Origin of the sequence: Vibrio brasiliensis LMG 20546, assembly GCF_000189255.1 — a bacterium.
Taxonomy (GTDB): Bacteria; Pseudomonadota; Gammaproteobacteria; order Enterobacterales; family Vibrionaceae; genus Vibrio; species Vibrio brasiliensis.
The window spans coordinates 1-17,389 of sequence record NZ_AEVS01000028.1 but is presented as its reverse complement, the minus strand read 5'-3'; the positions used below and the strand labels follow the sequence as shown (position 1 = coordinate 17,389).

Genomic DNA, 17,389 nt, shown 5'->3' with positions numbered 1-17,389 from the left:
TCGCCCCTAATGGGCCTAAGAAATTAAACTAAAGCAAAGTTGGTTTGACCAATTATTGCCATATGCACATGAATAAAAACGATTATACACCCAGCGAAACTGGAACATTTCCTGAGCTCGCTCTAAATATTATTACTCGCCAAGAGCACAATATCTCGCGCAAACAGATCAGTGATAATGCATTGAAGGTGCTATACCGTCTTCATGGTGCAGGCTTCGAGGCATATCTTGTCGGAGGCGGTGTTCGCGACCTACTGCTGTCTCAGCAGCCAAAAGATTTTGATATCGCGACCAACGCAACACCAGAACAAATCAGACAGCTGTTTAAAAACTGTCGACTGATTGGCCGCCGTTTCCGCCTCGCGCACATTATGTTTGGCCGCGATATTATCGAAGTTGCCACCTTCCGTGGTCACCACCAGGAGCCAAGCAAGAACGTTTCTCAGCAGTCTAAAGAAGGCATGCTGCTGCGTGATAACGTCTACGGAACAATAGACGAAGACGCCGAACGTCGTGACTTTACCGTTAACGCGATGTACTACAACATCGGCGATTACTCGATTCACGACTACGCTGGCGGTATCGAAGATTTAGAAGACAAGCTCATTCGTTTGATTGGCGACCCAGATACTCGTTATCGCGAAGATCCAGTGCGTATGCTACGTGCGATCCGCTTTGCCGTGAAACTTGACTTTGATATCGAAGAAGACACAGCAGCACCGATTGAAGAGCTGGCTACGCTCCTGCAAGAAATCCCTGCTGCGCGCCTGTATGAAGAGTCACTTAAGATGCTGCAGTCTGGTCATGGTCTTGAAACCTATCACCTAATGCGTGAATACAACCTATTCCAGCAGCTATTCCCGACTATTGCAGAGTTCTTCACTGAAGATTACTCATCGCCAACAGAGCAAATGTTGGATCTGGTTCTTGATTCTACCGATCAACGCATCGAAGAAGGTAAGCGCATCAATCCTGCCTTTATGTTTGCAGCGATGCTGTGGTACCCACTACAGGAAAAAGCAAAACAGTTGATGGAGAAGCGTAAGCTCTCTTTCTACGACGCGATTATGGAAGCAAGCAACTACGTACTTGACGATCAGGTACGCACCATTGCTATCCCACGCCGTCACACTGCGACGATTCGTGAAATCTGGCAGCTTCAACTGCGTATGCCTCGTCGAAACGGTAAACGTGCTTTCCGCCTGATGGAGCTTAACAAGTTCCGTGCTGGTTTTGACTTCCTCGAAATGCGTGGTGAAGTTGAACAAGGCGAAACAGAGCAGCTCGCTAAGTGGTGGGAAACATTCCAGAACGCTGGCCGCAACATGCGCCAGGCGATGGTTGCCGATCTCGACTCATCAGCAGAAGGTCAGCCAAAGCCACGCCGCCGTAAGAACTACCGTAAGAAGAAGCCGAAGGCATCATCATGATTTCAGTATTTATCGCGGTAGGCAGTAATCTTAGTGATCCTGTCTCACAAGCGAATGCGGCTATTGATGCCTTAAAACAACTACCAAAGTCCGAGTTCGTCAAAACCTCCTCTCTGTACAGCAGTACACCGATGGGGCCTCAGAACCAACCGGACTACATCAACGCAGTCGTCGAAATTAAAACCGAATTAACGCCGCTTGAACTACTCGATTGCACACAGGCAATTGAACTAGAACAAGGGCGTGTCCGTAAAGAAGAACGCTGGGGCCCAAGAACCTTAGATCTCGATTTAATTCTTTATGGCAATGAGGTGATTGATTCCGAGCGTTTGGTCGTTCCTCATTATGGAATGAAAGAGCGTGAATTCGTGCTCTACCCGCTCGCAGAAATCGCACCAAATTTAACCCTCCCATGTGGGACCAGACTGGAAGACTTACTTAAAGTCGTCGAGCAAAACGGTCTGCGTATTTGGCAATCATAGCCAACTCCTGTAAGGAAAAATCATGAAAAAAATTACAATTAGCGACTTGATGAAATGGAAGCAAGAAGGTCGTAAATTTGCCACTTCCACCGCTTACGATGCGAGCTTTGCTCAACTATTCGAAAGCCAAGAGATGCCAGTACTGCTAGTTGGCGACTCACTGGGAATGGTTTTGCAAGGCACTCGTGACACCTTGCCAGTGACTGTGGACGACATTGCCTACCACACTCGCTGTGTGCGCGCTGGTAGCCCGAATTGTCTATTAATGGCTGATATGCCATTTATGAGCTACGCAACGCCTGAACAGGCTTGTGAGAGCGCAGCAGCATTAATGCGTGCTGGCGCTAATATGGTTAAAATTGAAGGTGGCGACTGGCTAGTCGAAACTGTAAAAATGCTGACAGAACGTGCGGTGCCTGTGTGTGCGCACCTTGGCCTAACGCCTCAGTCAGTGAATATCTTTGGCGGCTTTAAAGTTCAGGGCCGTGAACAGGATAAAGCCGATCGCATGGTACGCGATGCCCTTGCTCTGCAAGAAGCTGGTGCTCAAATCATTCTGCTTGAATGTGTTCCACAAGAGCTGGCAGCACGAATCACGGAAGTCTGTGATGTACCAGTCATCGGTATTGGTGCAGGTAATGTGACCGATGGTCAGATCCTGGTTATGCACGATATGTTCGGTATTGCAGCGAACTACATGCCAAAATTCTCTAAAAACTTCCTTGCTGAAACAGGCGACATGCGCAAAGCGGTTGCTAAATACAAGCAAGATGTTGAAAGCGGTGCCTTCCCTGACGAAGCACATACCATCGCGTAAGGAATGATAGTCATGCAAACTTTTGCTGAAATTTCCGCTCTGCGTGAGCAAATCAAACAACACAAACGCGATGGTCGTAAAATTGCGTTTGTACCAACAATGGGCAACCTTCACGAAGGTCACCTAACACTGGTTCGTAAAGCTCGCGAGAATGCTGATATTGTTGTGGTTAGCATCTTTGTTAACCCTATGCAGTTTGACCGCGCAGATGACCTCAACAGCTATCCACGCACTTTAGAGGATGACTTAAGTAAGTTAACCACTGAAGGCGTTGAACTGGTCTTTACTCCTACGCCAGAAATCATCTACCCACTTGGGGTAGAAAACCAGACCAGTGTGGAAGTGCCTGTCCTTTCTAACATGCTTGAAGGCGCATCCCGTCCGGGTCACTTCCGTGGTGTTTCGACCGTTGTAACCAAGCTGTTCAATATCGTTCAGCCTGACGTAGCCTGTTTTGGTGAGAAAGACTTCCAACAACTCGCTATCATTCGCAAGATGACCGAAGATCTGGCACTTGATATCGAGATCATTGGTGTACCAACGGTTCGAGAAATGGATGGGCTGGCAATGAGCTCGCGCAACGGCCTGCTAACGATAGATGAACGTCAGCGTGCGCCTGTTCTTGCTCGTACTATGCGTTGGATCAGCAGTGCAATCCGTGGAGGTCGTGACGACTACGCATCTGTTATCGAAGATGCCAGCGATCAGTTACGTGCTGCAGGCCTGCAGCCTGATGAGATCTTCATCCGTGACGCGCGTACACTGCAGGCTATTTCAGCAGAATCGACTCAGGCAGTGATTCTAATGTCTGCTTTCCTCGGTAAAGCTCGCCTAATCGACAATCAAGTGGTTGAACTGGCGGTTGAGGCTAAAGAAGAAGAGGTCTCAGACTCTTCTGCTAATGCATCTGAGTAAGCGTAACAAGACAAAAAAAAGGGTTGCCATGTGGCAACCCTTTTTTATTCATCTAAACAGTGTGTTAGCTACGTAAACCAATGCCTCGCGTGACCAGGTAGTGGGCCACACCATATAGCACAACAACAAACACACCGAGTACGCTGAATGAGGTCACAATGCCCACATCCGACACACCAAGGAAACCGTAACGGAAAGCGTTAACCATGTAGACGATTGGGTTGATCTTAGACACACCCTGCCAGAATTCCGGCAACAGGCTGATTGAGTAGAAAACCCCGCCAAGATAAGTCAATGGCGTTAAGACAAAGGTCGGGATAATCGAGATATCATCGAAGGTCTTAGCATAAACAGCATTGATCAAACCGCCTAAGGCAAAGACTACCGAAGTCATAAACACAGTTGCGATAATAATGCCCCAGTGATCGACCTGAAGATCGACGAAGAACAGCGATACAAAGGTTACGATTGTGCCGACCAGTAAACCACGCACCACACCGCCCATTACGAAACCTAAAATGATCACATAGTTTGGTACTGGCGCTACCAGCAACTCTTCGATGTTTTTCTGGAACTTAGCGCTAAAGAAAGAGGACGCCACATTCGAATAGGAGTTGGTGATCACCGACATCATGATCAAACCAGGAACAATGTATTCCATGTAGCTAAAGCCGTTCATTTCACCAATGCGTGAGCCAATCAGGCTACCGAAAATGATGAAGTAAAGCGTCATAGTAATCGCTGGCGGAACTAAAGTCTGAACCCAGATGCGAGTAAAGCGATTCACTTCTTTAGTCAGCAGGCTAATAAACGCCGTCCAATATAAGCGGTACATATTATTGGCCCCCTTCTCTTACAATACTCACAAACAGCTCTTCAAGGCGGTTGGCCTTGTTACGCATCGATAGTACTTTGATCCCTTGCTGAGATAGCTGAGCAAAAATATCGTTCAGTCCCTGACTTTTCTCAATTTCGATCTCCAATGATCCATTGGTAAAAGTCTGACTGTTCACACCCTTCAGGTTTGGTTGTGAAGAGCCTTCTTCAAGATCAAGAATAAAGGTCTCAACATGCAGTTTACCGAGTAGATCTTTCATTGTAGTGTTCTCAATCAGCTCACCCTTGTTGATGATACCGATGTTGCGACACAACATTTCTGCTTCTTCCAGATAGTGGGTCGTCAGAATGATAGTGATCCCTTGCTGTTGGTTGATCTCTTTGAGAAATTCCCACATCGAGCGACGCAGTTCGATATCCACACCAGCGGTTGGTTCGTCGAGGATCAACAATTGCGGCTCATGCATTAAAGCGCGGGCAATCATTAGGCGTCGCTTCATACCACCAGACAAGTTACGCGCACGTTCGCTACGCTTTTCCCACAAATCTAGTTTAGTTAGGTATTTTTTAGCTCTTTCTTTGGCTAAAGACTTAGATACGCCGTAATAACCAGCCTGCTGTAAGACAATCTGTTCTACCGTTTCAAACTGGTTGAAATTGAATTCTTGTGGGACTAAACCTAAGTTTTGCTTGGCTAGCTCAAGATCTTTGTCGATATCAAAACCAAATACTTTTACCTGACCCGAGGTCTTATTAACCAGTGAAGAAATCACCCCGATCGTGGTCGATTTTCCTGCTCCATTAGGACCAAGTAAGGCGTAAAAGTCGCCTTTTTTGACATTCAAACTAATGCCTTTTAACGCTTCAAATCCCCCGGCGTAGGTCTTGCGAAGCTGTTCTATTTCTAATGCATACATAAGTGACAACTGCCATTGCTTTGCTTATTCGAAATGCAGTTTATCGTTGAATAACGATGATTACAATTAAACCTTTCGAATATTTTGGAAATAACAATCACCTCAGTAAGGGAACAATAAAAAACGCCATCAAGTTTCCTCGATGGCGTTTCGCTAAGATCCAATCAAACGCTTAGATTGCCTGCTGTTGATGTTCATCAGTCTCAACATGTTTAACCGCTGCTTTCAGAGCCTCGTAACGGAACTTGTAGGTGTTCTCATCTGGCACTAAATCAATCACATGGAACTTCTCAAGTTGCTGACGCGTTTTATCATTCGGACATAACAGGTAAACCTGACAGTTAGCATCCAGTGCATCTTTAATCGCATTCTCTAGCGCCAGACCAACAGTAACGTCAATCATAGGCACATCGGTCAGATCGAGAATCATCACTTCATAATCCGAGATACTGGTATGCTGACGAGAAATCGCTTTTGATACACTGAAAATCATCGGCCCAGAGAGGTAGAAGAACAGTACTTTTCCATTAGCCATATCGAGCAAACCACGCTCGCTATCACTAAGAGGGACGTCATCCTCATCGGCATCACTGATTGCCTTAACTTGACGAGCCTGCTCACGGCTCAAACGTTCGATGATGATGATGTTAGAGATAAATACCCCCAAACCAACCGCAGCAATTAAGTCGACAAATACCGTCAGTAGCATTACACCATACATGATCGCCATACCGGCAAAGCTGACCTTGTGAGCGCGCTGAATAAAGCTCCAGTCCAGAATGTTAAAACCAACATATACTGCAATACCAGCCAGTACCGCCATTGGAATAGGTTCAGTCAGCCCACCAGCAACCAGAACTACCAGTGCCAGCATTAAGGCGCGTATCACCCCAGATAATGGCGAGCGAGCGCCAACCTGAATGTTGGTCACTGTGCCCATAGTCGCACCTGCACCTGGCAATGCGCCAAACAGACCTGAGATCATGTTGGCGAGTCCCTGGCCACGCAGCTCTTTGTCAGAATCGTGTTCTTTACGGGTTAGTGAGTCACCAATCACGGCGGTCAGCAGGGTATCAATACAGCCCAGAGTACCCAGAACCAGAGCATCTATGACCATTTCAGTAAACATTGATGCGTCGATGTGTGGGATGACTAATGAAGGTAAACCAGCAGGAATTTCACCAATACGACGAATCGAATCAATATCGAAAAAGATAACTGAAAGCAGAGTTACTGCAACTAACGCCACCAATTGGGCAGGCACATACTTGCGATACTTCTTAGGGAAGAAAAAGAGAATTCCGAGTGTAAGCAGACCTAAAAATAGCTCGCTAAACTTCATATTAGCGACCGTTTCAGGCAGGGCTGAAAGGGTTCCCATCACCCCGCCTGCAGGGGCTGCATGGCCAAGTAACGGTGATAATTGGAGAATAATTAGTATCACGCCAATTCCCGACATAAAACCGGAGATAACGCTATATGGCATTAAAGTGACGTACTTTCCGAGCTTAAGCGTGCCTAGTAGAACCTGGAATGCACCTGCCATCATTACGACGGTAAAGGTCATTGCCATCCCCGTCTCTGGATACTTGGCCATCATACTGGTTAAGACTGCAGTCATGATAACTGTCATCGGGCCGGTAGGCTCAGAGATTAAGGTATTCGAGCCACCAAACAGGGAGGCAAAAAGCCCGACCATAATGGCGCCCCAAAGACCCGCTTCGGCACCCGCACCAGAAGCAACACCGAAAGCCAGAGCCAACGGTAACGAGATAATAGCCGTGGTTACACCACCAAATAAATCTCCTCTGAGATTCATGTCTTCAAAACGACTCGCGAACACAACTTTGCTCCATGCTTTTCATTCCACACTCAAACACTTAAGTAACAGCTTTTTCAGCCGCACCTGTGCAGCATGTCTGAGTATTACAACATCTTACTTTAAGGTTATGTCGATCAATCTCAATCGCCAATATAATAACCTTAAAATTTATAGGCGAACATAACGCGATATGCATGCTAACTGCTGCGAAATGTCGCTAACTTTATCACTTTACCAAATGTTATCGAGCAGAGATAAGTGTTAATCACATCCCATAACTCATACTTTATAACCATTTGTTAGGATAGCTACTAAGTTTATGATTTTTAGCGCTCAAACACGTCAGATGAGTGCCTTTTTGGCCAATTTAACTGGGAAGGAAATTGTAACATTGTGTATAGTGGTGCAAGTATTTTTTAAAGGTTGTGAACGAAATGCCGGAAATAAAACAGCTATTTGAAAACAATTCCAAATGGTCAGAATCAATAAAAGCAGAGCGCCCTGAGTACTTTGCGAAATTAGAAGAAGGTCAAAGCCCGGGCTTTCTTTGGATTGGTTGTTCTGATAGCCGTGTACCGGCTGAACGACTGACCGGACTTTACTCTGGAGAACTGTTTGTTCACCGCAACGTGGCTAATCAGGTCATTCATACTGATCTGAACTGCCTGTCAGTTGTGCAATACGCAGTCGATGTACTTAAAGTGAAGCATATTATCGTATGTGGTCACTACGGCTGTGGTGGAGTTAATGCCGCGATTGACAACCCTCAACTGGGTTTAATCAATAACTGGCTATTACACATTCGTGATCTCTACTTCAAACATCGCACCTATCTGGATGAGATGCCTGCAGATAAGCGAGCAGATAAACTGGGTGAAATTAACGTCGCGGAACAGGTCTACAACTTAGGAAACTCAACCATTTTGCAGAATGCTTGGGAGCGTGGCCAAGAAGTTGAAATTCATGGTGTTGTCTACGGTATTGGCGATGGCAAACTTGAGTATTTGGGGGTTCGTTCAAGCTCAAGGGAGTCGGTTGAGACGTCCTACCAAAAAGCGATGGAATCGATTCTGAATACAGAGCATAACCTGCTTTGTCGTTAACAGGAACCAACAAAACGCCCGCAGCTGCGGGCGTTTTTTTGTCTTTTCAAGAGGAAAACTACTCTTGAGGAACAACCTTGCCAATGTATGGTAGGTGACGATATTTCTGTGCGTAGTCGATACCAACGCCAACCACAAACTCATCCGGGATTTCAAAACCAATCCACTTAACGTCAACATCAACTTCGCGACGAGATGGCTTGTCTAGTAGAGTACAGATTTCGATAGACTTTGGCTCGCGAAGGCTAAGGATCTCTTTAACCTTGTTTAGCGTGTTACCTGTATCGATGATATCTTCTACCAGTAGAACATCCTTCCCCTTGATATCATCATCAAGATCTTTAAGGATGCGAACATCACGTGAACTTTCCATCGTGTTGCCGTAACTAGAAGCTGTCATAAAATCAACTTGGTGAGTAAGCTCAATCACTCGCGCAAGATCCGCCATAAATACGAATGATCCACGTAGCAAACCAACCATCACTAGATCTTCACTACCTTTGTAGTGCTCAGTAATTTGTTTGCCTAACTCTTTTACTCGCTCGCTGACTTCCTGTTCAGAAATCATTACTTCTACTGTATGTTTCATACCAATCTCGTTTTTCACGTTCGCTGCACCGAACTCAATTATAGTCACAAGGGTACAGTCTGATGATTTAGGCGCGTAGTTTAACACCAGCCAGCGGTTAGGAAAAACGTTTGCCTAAAATAATAACCGACAAACTTAATGTTTCAGATTGATCTTTAGCACGATATTAACAAAAGTGATTATAAAATAAGCAAAAATCGTTGACCTCGCACATATGCACCATTACACTCATTAGAGCATTATGCTACTTATAAAATACTAAAATAGGGCTCAGCCCAGACAATTATATAAACAACTCATTTGGCAAGGAAATTAACTATGGACTCTATAGCTAAAAGACCGCGTACGCGTCTATCGCCTCAAAAGCGCAAACAGCAACTAATGGAAATCGCACTCGAAGTATTTGCCCGCCGTGGCATTGGTCGAGGTGGTCATGCCGATATTGCTGAGATTGCACAAGTCTCTGTTGCGACCGTTTTTAACTACTTCCCTACTCGTGAAGATCTTGTCGATGACGTACTAAACTACGTTGTTCGTCAGTTTTCAAACTTCCTTTCAGATAATATCGATTTGGATATTCACGCTAAGGAAAACCTAAACAACCTAACCACTAACATGGTTGACCTAGTAGTTAACGACTGCCACTGGTTAAAAGTTTGGTTTGAATGGAGTGCTTCAACTCGTGATGAAGTATGGCCTCTATTTGTTACCACCAACCGTACTAACCAACTACTGGTACAAAACATGTTTGTTAAGGCAATCGAACGTGGTGAAGTCTGTGACCAGCACGAGCCAGCTCACCTGGCAACGCTGTTCCACGGTATCTTCTACTCTCTGTTTGTACAGGCAAACCGCATTCAGGATGAAGTGGTAATGTCTCGCTTGACTCAAAGCTACCTTGATATGCTTTGCATCTACAAACACGCTGAGAATCCATAACAGACGCTGTTAAGGAACAACAAAGGCCTGCTCCAAGAGCAGGCCTTTTTAATGATTGAATACAAAACACAAAAAAACCGCTGACGAATCAGCGGTTTTTATTTATCCGGATGAAGAAATTACTTCTTCTTTCTTGCCTTAGGGTTTGGAAGGTCAGTGATTGTACCTTCGAACACTTCAGCTGCTAGACCAACAGACTCATGTAGAGTTGGGTGAGCGTGGATAGTTAGAGCGATATCTTCTGCATCACAACCCATTTCGATTGCCAGACCGATTTCACCTAGTAGTTCACCACCGTTCGTACCAACGATAGCACCACCAATTACACGGTGAGTGTCTTTGTCGAAGATTAGCTTAGTCATACCGTCAGAGCAGTCTGATGCAATTGCACGACCAGATGCAGCCCATGGGAATGTCGCTGTTTCGTAGTTGATGCCTTCAGCTTTCGCTTCTTTCTCAGTCTTACCAACCCAAGCAACTTCTGGCTCAGTGTAAGCAATTGAAGGAATAACTTTAGGGTCGAAGTAGTGCTTCTTACCAGCAATAACTTCTGCAGCAACGTGACCTTCATGCACACCTTTGTGAGCAAGCATTGGTTGGCCAACGATATCACCGATAGCGAAGATGTGAGGAACGTTAGTACGCATCTGCTTATCAACGTTGATGAAGCCACGCTCGTCGATTTCCAGACCCGCTTTCTCGCCGTCGATTAGCTGACCATTTGGTACACGACCGATAGCAACAAGAACTGCATCGTAACGCTCAGCTTCAGCAGGCGCTTTCTTACCTTCCATTGAAACGTAGATACCGTCTTCTTTCGCTTCAACTGCTGTCACTTTCGTTTCTAGCATCAGGTTGAACTTGTTCTTCACACGCTTAGTGTAAACTTTAACGATGTCTTTATCGGCTGCTGGGATAACTTGGTCGAACATCTCAACCACGTCTACTTTAGAACCAAGAGACTGGTATACCGTACCCATTTCTAGACCGATGATACCGCCACCCATGATAAGCAGTTTTCCAGGAACTTCTTTTAGCTCAAGAGCGTCAGTTGAGTCCCAGATACGTGGATCTTCGTGTGGAATAAACGGTAGTTTAATAGGACGAGAGCCTGCTGCGATGATAGCGTTGTCGAAGTTAACAGTTGTTGACTCGCCTTCACCTTCAACAAGGATAGAGTTAGGGCCAGTGAATTTACCGTAACCATTAACAACGTTAACTTTACGCATCTTAGCCATACCACCAAGACCGCCAGTAAGTTGGTTAACAACTTTCTCTTTCCAGATACGAATCTTGTTGATATCAGTTTGTGGCTCACCGAACACGACGCCGTGATCAGCCATCGCTTTAGCTTCTTCAATTACTTTTGAAACGTGTAGAAGCGCTTTTGATGGGATACAACCAACATTCAGACATACACCACCTAGGGTGCTGTAGCGCTCGATAAGTACAGTTTCAAGACCTAAATCTGCACAACGGAATGCAGCTGAGTAACCAGCAGGACCAGAACCAAGTACAACAACTTGGGCTTTAATTTCTTTGCTCATTGTGACCTCTTGTAGTCATTATCCCTAACAGGCTGAGTGGGTATTGATTTATTTGTTCAAGTCGATTTGTTTTAAACAGTTATTTTCAGACCGCCAACAGTTTACAGAGATGTTAATGGAGTGAAAAGTAAATCAATTTAGCCTGTGAGCTAGACAACAATTCGATGGAGAAAACCTTATTGAATCTAAGGTCTGCGATCAAATTGTCTGGTAATTATTATTAGCAGAGGCGGCTAGTTGCCGCCTCTTAATCGTCTATTCGAATTAAAGAACTAGACGACGGATATCTGATAGTGCACCGTTTAGGAACGTAATGAAGCGCGCACCTTCCGCACCATCGATCACACGGTGGTCGTATGATAGAGATAGTGGAAGCTGTAGACGCGGTTCGAATTCTTTACCGTTCCATACAGGTTTCATTTCAGACTTAGATACACCAAGGATACCAACTTCTGGTGCGTTTACGATTGGAGTAAACGCAGTACCACCGATACCACCAAGGCTTGAAATCGTGAAACAGCCACCCTGCATATCTGCAGCAGTCAGCTTACCAGCACGTGCTTTCTTAGAAACAGCCATTAGCTCTTCAGATAGCTCGTAAATGCCTTTCTTGTTCACGTCTTTAAATACAGGAACAACCAGACCGTTTGGCGTATCTACCGCAATACCGATGTTCACGTATTTCTTCAGAATTAGGCTCTCACCATCTTCTGATAGAGAAGAGTTGAACGCTGGGAACGCTTCAAGTGCTTTAGCAGCCGCTTTCATGATGAACACTAGTGGAGTGATCTTCATGCCAGTGTCTTTCTTCGCTTCAATAGCATTCTGTTCTTTACGGAATGCTTCTAGCTCAGTGATGTCTGCGTTATCCCACTGTGTAACGTGAGGGATCATTACCCAGTTACGGTGTAGGTTTGCACCAGAGATCTTCTTAATGCGTGATAGAGGCTGAGTTTCAGTCTCACCAAACTTGCTGAAGTCCACTTTTGGCCATGGTAGCAGACCAAGAGCTGCACCATCACCTTTGCCAGATGCTGCTGCACCTGCGCCAGACTCAAGACGTTTAAGCGCTTCTTTAACGTAAGACTGAACGTCTTCTTTCAGGATACGGCTCTTACGACCAGTACCTTTAACCTTAGATAGGTTAACGCCAAATTCGCGTGCCAGGCGACGAACAACTGGAGATGCGTGAGCGTACTCGTTGTTTTCCTGGAAATCACCAGTAGAGGCTGCCGGAGCTGCTGCCGCTGGAGCTTCTGCTTTAGGCGCTGACGCCGCAGGTGCTGCCGCTTGAGCTGGAGCCGCTGCAGGTGCCGGAGCTGCGCCCGCCACTTCGAATACCATGATTAGAGAGCCAGTTGACACTTTGTCGCCAGCCGCAATCTTGATTTCTTTAACTGTACCAGCAAATGGAGCAGGAACTTCCATTGAAGCTTTGTCGCCTTCAACAGTGATTAGAGATTGCTCTTCTTCCACTGTATCGCCAACCGCTACCATGATTTCAGTAACTTCTACTTCGTCACCACCGATATCAGGAACGTTCACTTCTTTAGCTGCAGATGCTGCCGGAGCTGCTGCTGGCGCTTCTACTGCTGCAGGAGCCGCTGCTGCGCCTGAACCTGCTACTTCGAATACCATGATTAGTGAGCCAGTCGTTACTTTATCGCCAGCTGCTACTTTTATCTCTTTTAGAGTACCTGCGAATGGTGCTGGTACTTCCATAGAAGCTTTGTCACCTTCAACAGTCAGAAGAGATTGCTCTTCTTCGATGCTGTCGCCGATAGCTACCATGATTTCAGTCACTTCAACTTCGTCGCCACCGATATCTGGTACGTGAACTTCTTTAAGTTCTGCCGCTGCTGCTGGAGCTGGAGCCGCTGCTGGAGCTGCTTCTGCCGCAGGAGCAGGTGCAGCTTCAGCTGCACCCTCGGCTTCGAAAATCATGATTAGAGAACCAGTAGAAACCTTGTCGCCCTCAGCGATTTTGATTTCTTTAACGATACCAGCTTGAGAAGCTGGAACTTCCATAGAAGCTTTATCGCCTTCAACTGTGATCAGAGACTGCTCTTCTTCAACCTTGTCGCCTACGCTTACAAGAATCTCAGTAACTTCAACCTCATCCGCACCGATGTCTGGTACATTAATTTCGATTGCCATTTCTTATCTACCTTCTCAATTAAGCGTATAGCGGGTTAGTTTTTTCAGTGTCGATGTCGAACTTAGCAATAGCTTCAACTACTACTGATTTCTCAACATCACCACGCTTAGCTAGTTCAGATAGCGCTGCTACTACTACGTAACCTGCGTTCACTTCGAAGTGACGACGTAGGTTTTCGCGGCTGTCTGAACGACCGAAGCCATCAGTACCCAGTACTTTGTAAGACTCAGAAGGCATAAACGCACGAACTTGCTCTGCGTAGTTCTTCATGTAGTCAGTCGCTGCGATTGCTGGTTCAGTACCCATTACTTGTGCAATGTAAGGTACTTTCGCTTCAGCTTCTGGGTGTAGCATGTTGTCACGCTCTACCGCTTGACCGTCGCGAGTTAGTTCGTTGAATGACGTTACAGAGAACACGTCAGACGCGATGCCGTACTCTTCGCTTAGGATAGTCGCTGCTTTACGTACTTCGTTCATGATAGTACCAGAGCCCATTAGCTGAACTTTAGACTTGTCACCTGCGTAAGACTCAAGCTTGTAGATACCCTTACGGATGCCTTCTTCAGCGCCTTCTGGCATTGCTGGCATTGCGTAGTTTTCGTTCATTACTGTTAGGTAGTAGAACACGTTCTCTTGCTCAGGACCGTACATGCGACGGATACCGTCTTGCATGATTACTGCTACTTCGTATGCGAACGTTGGGTCGTAAGAAATACAGTTAGGAACCGTACCCGCCATGATGTGCGAGTGGCCATCTTCGTGCTGTAGACCTTCACCGTTTAGCGTTGTACGACCAGCAGTTGCACCTAGTAGGAAACCACGTGCTTGTTGGTCACCAGCTAGCCATGCCATATCACCTACACGTTGGAAACCAAACATTGAGTAGTAGATGTAGAATGGGATCATTGGTAGATCGTTAGTGCTGTAAGACGTTGCAGCCGCTACCCAAGAAGCCATTGAGCCTAGCTCGTTGATACCTTCCTGTAGAACCTGACCAGATGTCGCTTCTTTGTAGTAAGAAACAATGTCGCGATCCTGTGGCGTGTAGTTCTGACCGTGCGGGTTGTAAATACCGATCTGACGGAACAGACCTTCCATACCGAACGTACGTGCTTCGTCACAGATGATAGGAACGATGTTCTTACCAATGTTCTTGTCTTTAAGCAGGATGTTAAGAGTACGAACGTAAGCCATTGTTGTAGAGATATCACGCTTCTGCTCGCTTAGTAGCGGTGCGAACTCTTCTAGCTCAGGTACTTTAAACTCTTGAGTGAACTTAGGTAGACGCTGTGGCGTGTAACCTTTTAGTTCTTTACGACGAGCGTGTAGGTATTCGTATTCCGCTGAACCTTCTTCAAGTTTCAGGTACGGAAGTTCCTTCACTGCTTCGTCAGTTAGGATGTCTTGTAGACCCAGACGATCACGTAGGTGTAGTACGTGAGTCATATCCATCTTCTTAACCTGGTGCGCGATGTTCTTACCTTCAGCCGCTTCACCCATGCCGTAACCTTTAACAGTCTTAGCTAGGATTACAGTTGGACGACCTTTAGTTTCCGCTGCGTTTTTGTATGCTGCGTACAGTTTAGAAGACTCGTGACCACCACGCTTAAGTGCGAAGATTTCATCATCAGTCATGTCTGCAACTAGTGCAGCTGTCTCTGGGTATTTACCAAAGAAGTGCTCACGTACGTATGCGCCATCTTTAGATTTAAATGTTTGGTAGTCACCATCTACAGTTTCGTTCATTAGCTGTAGAAGCTTGCCAGTTGTGTCTTTAGCAAGTAGTGCATCCCAGTTGCTACCCCAGATAACTTTAACAACGTTCCAGCCAGCACCTTTGAATAGGCCTTCTAGCTCTTGGATGATGCTACCGTTACCCATTACAGGGCCGTCTAGGCGCTGTAGGTTACAGTTGATTAGGAATGTTAGGTTGTCTAGCTTCTCACGCGCAGCGAAAGAAAGTGAACCACGTGATTCTGGCTCATCCATCTCACCGTCACCCAGGAAGGCATAAACACGTTGAGCTGAAGTATCTTTCAGACCACGGCCTTCTAGGTACTTAAGGAAACGCGCTTGGTAGATCGCAGAAATTGGACCTAGACCCATAGAAACTGTAGGGAACTGCCAGAACTCAGGCATTAGTTTAGGGTGCGGGTATGATGGGATACCTTTACCGTCTACTTCTTGACGGAAGTTGTCTAGCTGCTCTTCAGTCAGACGACCTTCAACGAATGCACGAGAGTAGATACCAGGTGAAATGTGACCTTGGTAGTAAACTAGATCGCCACCGTCCGTCTCGTTTGGAGCGCGGAAGAAGTGGTTGAAACATACTTCGTAGAATGCAGCAGAAGACTGGAAAGACGCCATGTGGCCGCCTAACTCTAGGTCTTTCTTAGATGCACGTAGAACGATCATGATTGCGTTCCAGCGGATGATAGAACGAATACGGCGCTCAAGTGTTGTGTCACCTGGGTAAGCTGGTTCTTGGTCTGCAGGAATCGTGTTGATGTAGTTAGTTGTGATACCTGTTGGCATATCAACACCGTCTAGACGTGCTTTGTCCAGAACTTGCTCTAATAGGAACTGAGCACGCTCTACACCTTCTTCACGTACAACTGACTCAAGTGCTTGTAGCCATTCTTGAGTTTCCAGTGCATCTACGTCATGCTTCATATCAGACATGGCGATCTATCCTTCTATTGGTTGGATCTACTTATTTAAGTAACCGTTTCTTGTTTTAAGAATCGTTACCTTGCTGAATTCGACGCAAAGAGCGCTCTCTGCGCGACTCTTCACGAGTCAAATCCAACAATGTTTCTTCAATATAAGCTAAGTGTGAGTGTGACATTTCACGCGCCTTTTCTGGCTGACCAGAAACAATCGCATCCACAATATTAGCTCGGTGTTTACTTACTTTTTCTACCACTTCATCGCGGCGATGTAAGAGCTTTAAATTCTGTAAGACATTTTGCTCAAGCAAAGGTGCCAGACTACGAACAATATGCAGCAACACTACGTTATGTGCCGCTTCTGTTAGTGCAATAAGGAACTGCATAACAGCGCCAGCTTCCGCTTCGACATTTTTCTTAGTCTGCTCTTCGCTGATATTTTTCAGGCAAGCCTGAATACGCGCAAAGTCTTCCTCGGTTCCACGAACTGCTGCAAAGTAAGCCGCAATACCTTCCATCGCATGACGCGTTTCCAGTAAGTCGAGCTGAGTTTCAGAGTGGCTAGACAATAAATTTAGCAGAGGATCTGAAAAGCTTGTCCAAATACTCTCACTAACAAATGTACCGCCACCCTGACGACGAGTAAGAAGACGCTTAGCTTCTAAGCGCTGTATCGCTTCACGGATTGAAGGACGCGAGACATCGAACTGCTTCGCTAGCTCACGCTCTGGTGGCAACTGCTGCCCCGGAGACAATGTTCCTTCCACAATCAGCCTTTCTAACTCTTGTTCAATCACATCAGAAAGTTTTGGCTGACGAATCCTTTGATAAGCCATAGTTGTTTTTCTTCTACTCTTTTGCAGGCAATTGGTATTACCAATTTTAAGTTGGCAAGAAAATTAACATAATTAAAACGCAAGTTCCAGTCAAAAATTGACCCAAATCATAGAACAGACCACACCCCAACACTTTGATAACAATAGGTGATTAAAACAGCAATCAAATTGGTATGACCAATTACAATTTATAAACAGATGGGCATGTAACGTGCTAGGGGTCACAGTTTATCTTTAGAGTTTTAAAAGAATATGAACGGGATGTGTCGGGAAAAGACAGCGAGAAGCGAGAAGCGAGAAGCGAGAAGCGAGAAGCGAGAAGCGAGAA

At 45.8% G+C, this 17,389-nt stretch carries 14 protein-coding genes; 6 read left to right on the top strand and 8 right to left on the bottom strand.

What is annotated here, in order from left to right; translation table 11 throughout:
- Nucleotides 1–62: 62 nt before the first annotated feature.
- From pcnB to panC, 4 genes are read left to right on the top strand one after another with little or no spacing between them, the layout of a single operon-like run.
- A complete protein-coding gene (gene pcnB / locus RH46_RS04765) occupies nt 63–1,430 on the top strand; it encodes a polynucleotide adenylyltransferase PcnB (protein ID WP_006878269.1) in 1,368 nt (455 codons plus the stop codon).
- Nucleotides 1,427–1,912 carry a 2-amino-4-hydroxy-6-hydroxymethyldihydropteridine diphosphokinase gene (gene folK, locus RH46_RS04760; protein WP_006878268.1) on the top strand — a complete coding sequence of 162 codons (486 nt, stop codon included), beginning with the start codon at nt 1,427–1,429 and terminating at the stop codon, nt 1,910–1,912. Before pcnB ends, folK begins: the two co-directional genes overlap by 4 nt.
- Nucleotides 1,913–1,934: 22 nt before the next feature.
- Nucleotides 1,935–2,729: a 3-methyl-2-oxobutanoate hydroxymethyltransferase gene (gene panB, locus RH46_RS04755; protein ID WP_006878267.1), complete on the top strand. Its 795-nt coding sequence runs from the start codon at nt 1,935–1,937 to the stop codon at nt 2,727–2,729.
- A gap of 12 nt (nt 2,730–2,741) precedes the next feature.
- Nucleotides 2,742–3,644 carry a pantoate--beta-alanine ligase gene (gene panC / locus RH46_RS04750; protein WP_006878266.1) on the top strand — a complete coding sequence of 301 codons (903 nt, stop codon included), beginning with the start codon at nt 2,742–2,744 and terminating at the stop codon, nt 3,642–3,644.
- Nucleotides 3,645–3,708: 64 nt separating this feature from the next.
- On the opposite strand, the gene RH46_RS04745 is transcribed toward panC, so the two are convergent.
- From RH46_RS04745 to RH46_RS04735, 3 genes are all read right to left on the bottom strand, one after another.
- Entirely contained in the window at nt 3,709–4,479 is a 771-nt protein-coding gene (locus RH46_RS04745; RefSeq protein ID WP_006878265.1) for an ABC transporter permease, read from the bottom strand.
- A gap of 1 nt (nt 4,480) precedes the next feature.
- Nucleotides 4,481–5,398 (bottom strand): ABC transporter ATP-binding protein, encoded by a 918-nt coding sequence (locus RH46_RS04740; RefSeq protein ID WP_006878264.1) that lies wholly within the window; start codon nt 5,396–5,398, stop codon nt 4,481–4,483.
- Nucleotides 5,399–5,570: 172 nt separating this feature from the next.
- Nucleotides 5,571–7,241, bottom strand: a complete 1,671-nt coding sequence (locus RH46_RS04735; RefSeq protein WP_006878263.1) for a SulP family inorganic anion transporter — start codon at nt 7,239–7,241, stop codon at nt 5,571–5,573.
- Nucleotides 7,242–7,654: 413 nt separating this feature from the next.
- Here RH46_RS04735 and can point away from each other — a divergent pair, with 413 nt between their 5' ends.
- Nucleotides 7,655–8,323: a carbonate dehydratase gene (gene can / locus RH46_RS04730; RefSeq protein WP_006878262.1), complete on the top strand. Its 669-nt coding sequence runs from the start codon at nt 7,655–7,657 to the stop codon at nt 8,321–8,323.
- 58 nt (nt 8,324–8,381) lie between these two features.
- On the opposite strand, the gene hpt is transcribed toward can, so the two are convergent.
- Complete coding sequence (gene hpt / locus RH46_RS04725) at nt 8,382–8,912, bottom strand: hypoxanthine phosphoribosyltransferase (RefSeq protein ID WP_006878261.1); 531 nt, start codon at nt 8,910–8,912, stop codon at nt 8,382–8,384.
- A gap of 318 nt (nt 8,913–9,230) precedes the next feature.
- Between hpt and RH46_RS04720 the strand changes: the two genes are divergently transcribed.
- Nucleotides 9,231–9,851 carry a LuxR/HapR/OpaR family quorum-sensing transcriptional regulator gene (locus tag RH46_RS04720; RefSeq protein WP_006878260.1) on the top strand — a complete coding sequence of 207 codons (621 nt, stop codon included), beginning with the start codon at nt 9,231–9,233 and terminating at the stop codon, nt 9,849–9,851.
- 119 nt (nt 9,852–9,970) lie between these two features.
- Here RH46_RS04720 and lpdA read toward each other — a convergent pair whose 3' ends face one another.
- The 4 genes from lpdA to pdhR form a co-directional block, all read right to left on the bottom strand.
- Nucleotides 9,971–11,398: a dihydrolipoyl dehydrogenase gene (lpdA, locus tag RH46_RS04715; RefSeq protein ID WP_006878259.1), complete on the bottom strand. Its 1,428-nt coding sequence runs from the start codon at nt 11,396–11,398 to the stop codon at nt 9,971–9,973.
- A 264-nt stretch (nt 11,399–11,662) separates the two neighbouring features.
- Nucleotides 11,663–13,555 carry a pyruvate dehydrogenase complex dihydrolipoyllysine-residue acetyltransferase gene (gene aceF, locus RH46_RS04710; protein ID WP_006878258.1) on the bottom strand — a complete coding sequence of 631 codons (1,893 nt, stop codon included), beginning with the start codon at nt 13,553–13,555 and terminating at the stop codon, nt 11,663–11,665.
- Between the two features lie 19 nt (nt 13,556–13,574).
- Nucleotides 13,575–16,238, bottom strand: a complete 2,664-nt coding sequence (gene aceE, locus RH46_RS04705) for a pyruvate dehydrogenase (acetyl-transferring), homodimeric type (RefSeq protein ID WP_006878257.1) — start codon at nt 16,236–16,238, stop codon at nt 13,575–13,577.
- Between the two features lie 55 nt (nt 16,239–16,293).
- Nucleotides 16,294–17,061 (bottom strand): pyruvate dehydrogenase complex transcriptional repressor PdhR, encoded by a 768-nt coding sequence (gene pdhR / locus RH46_RS04700; RefSeq protein ID WP_006878256.1) that lies wholly within the window; start codon nt 17,059–17,061, stop codon nt 16,294–16,296.
- Nucleotides 17,062–17,389 lie beyond the last annotated feature (328 nt).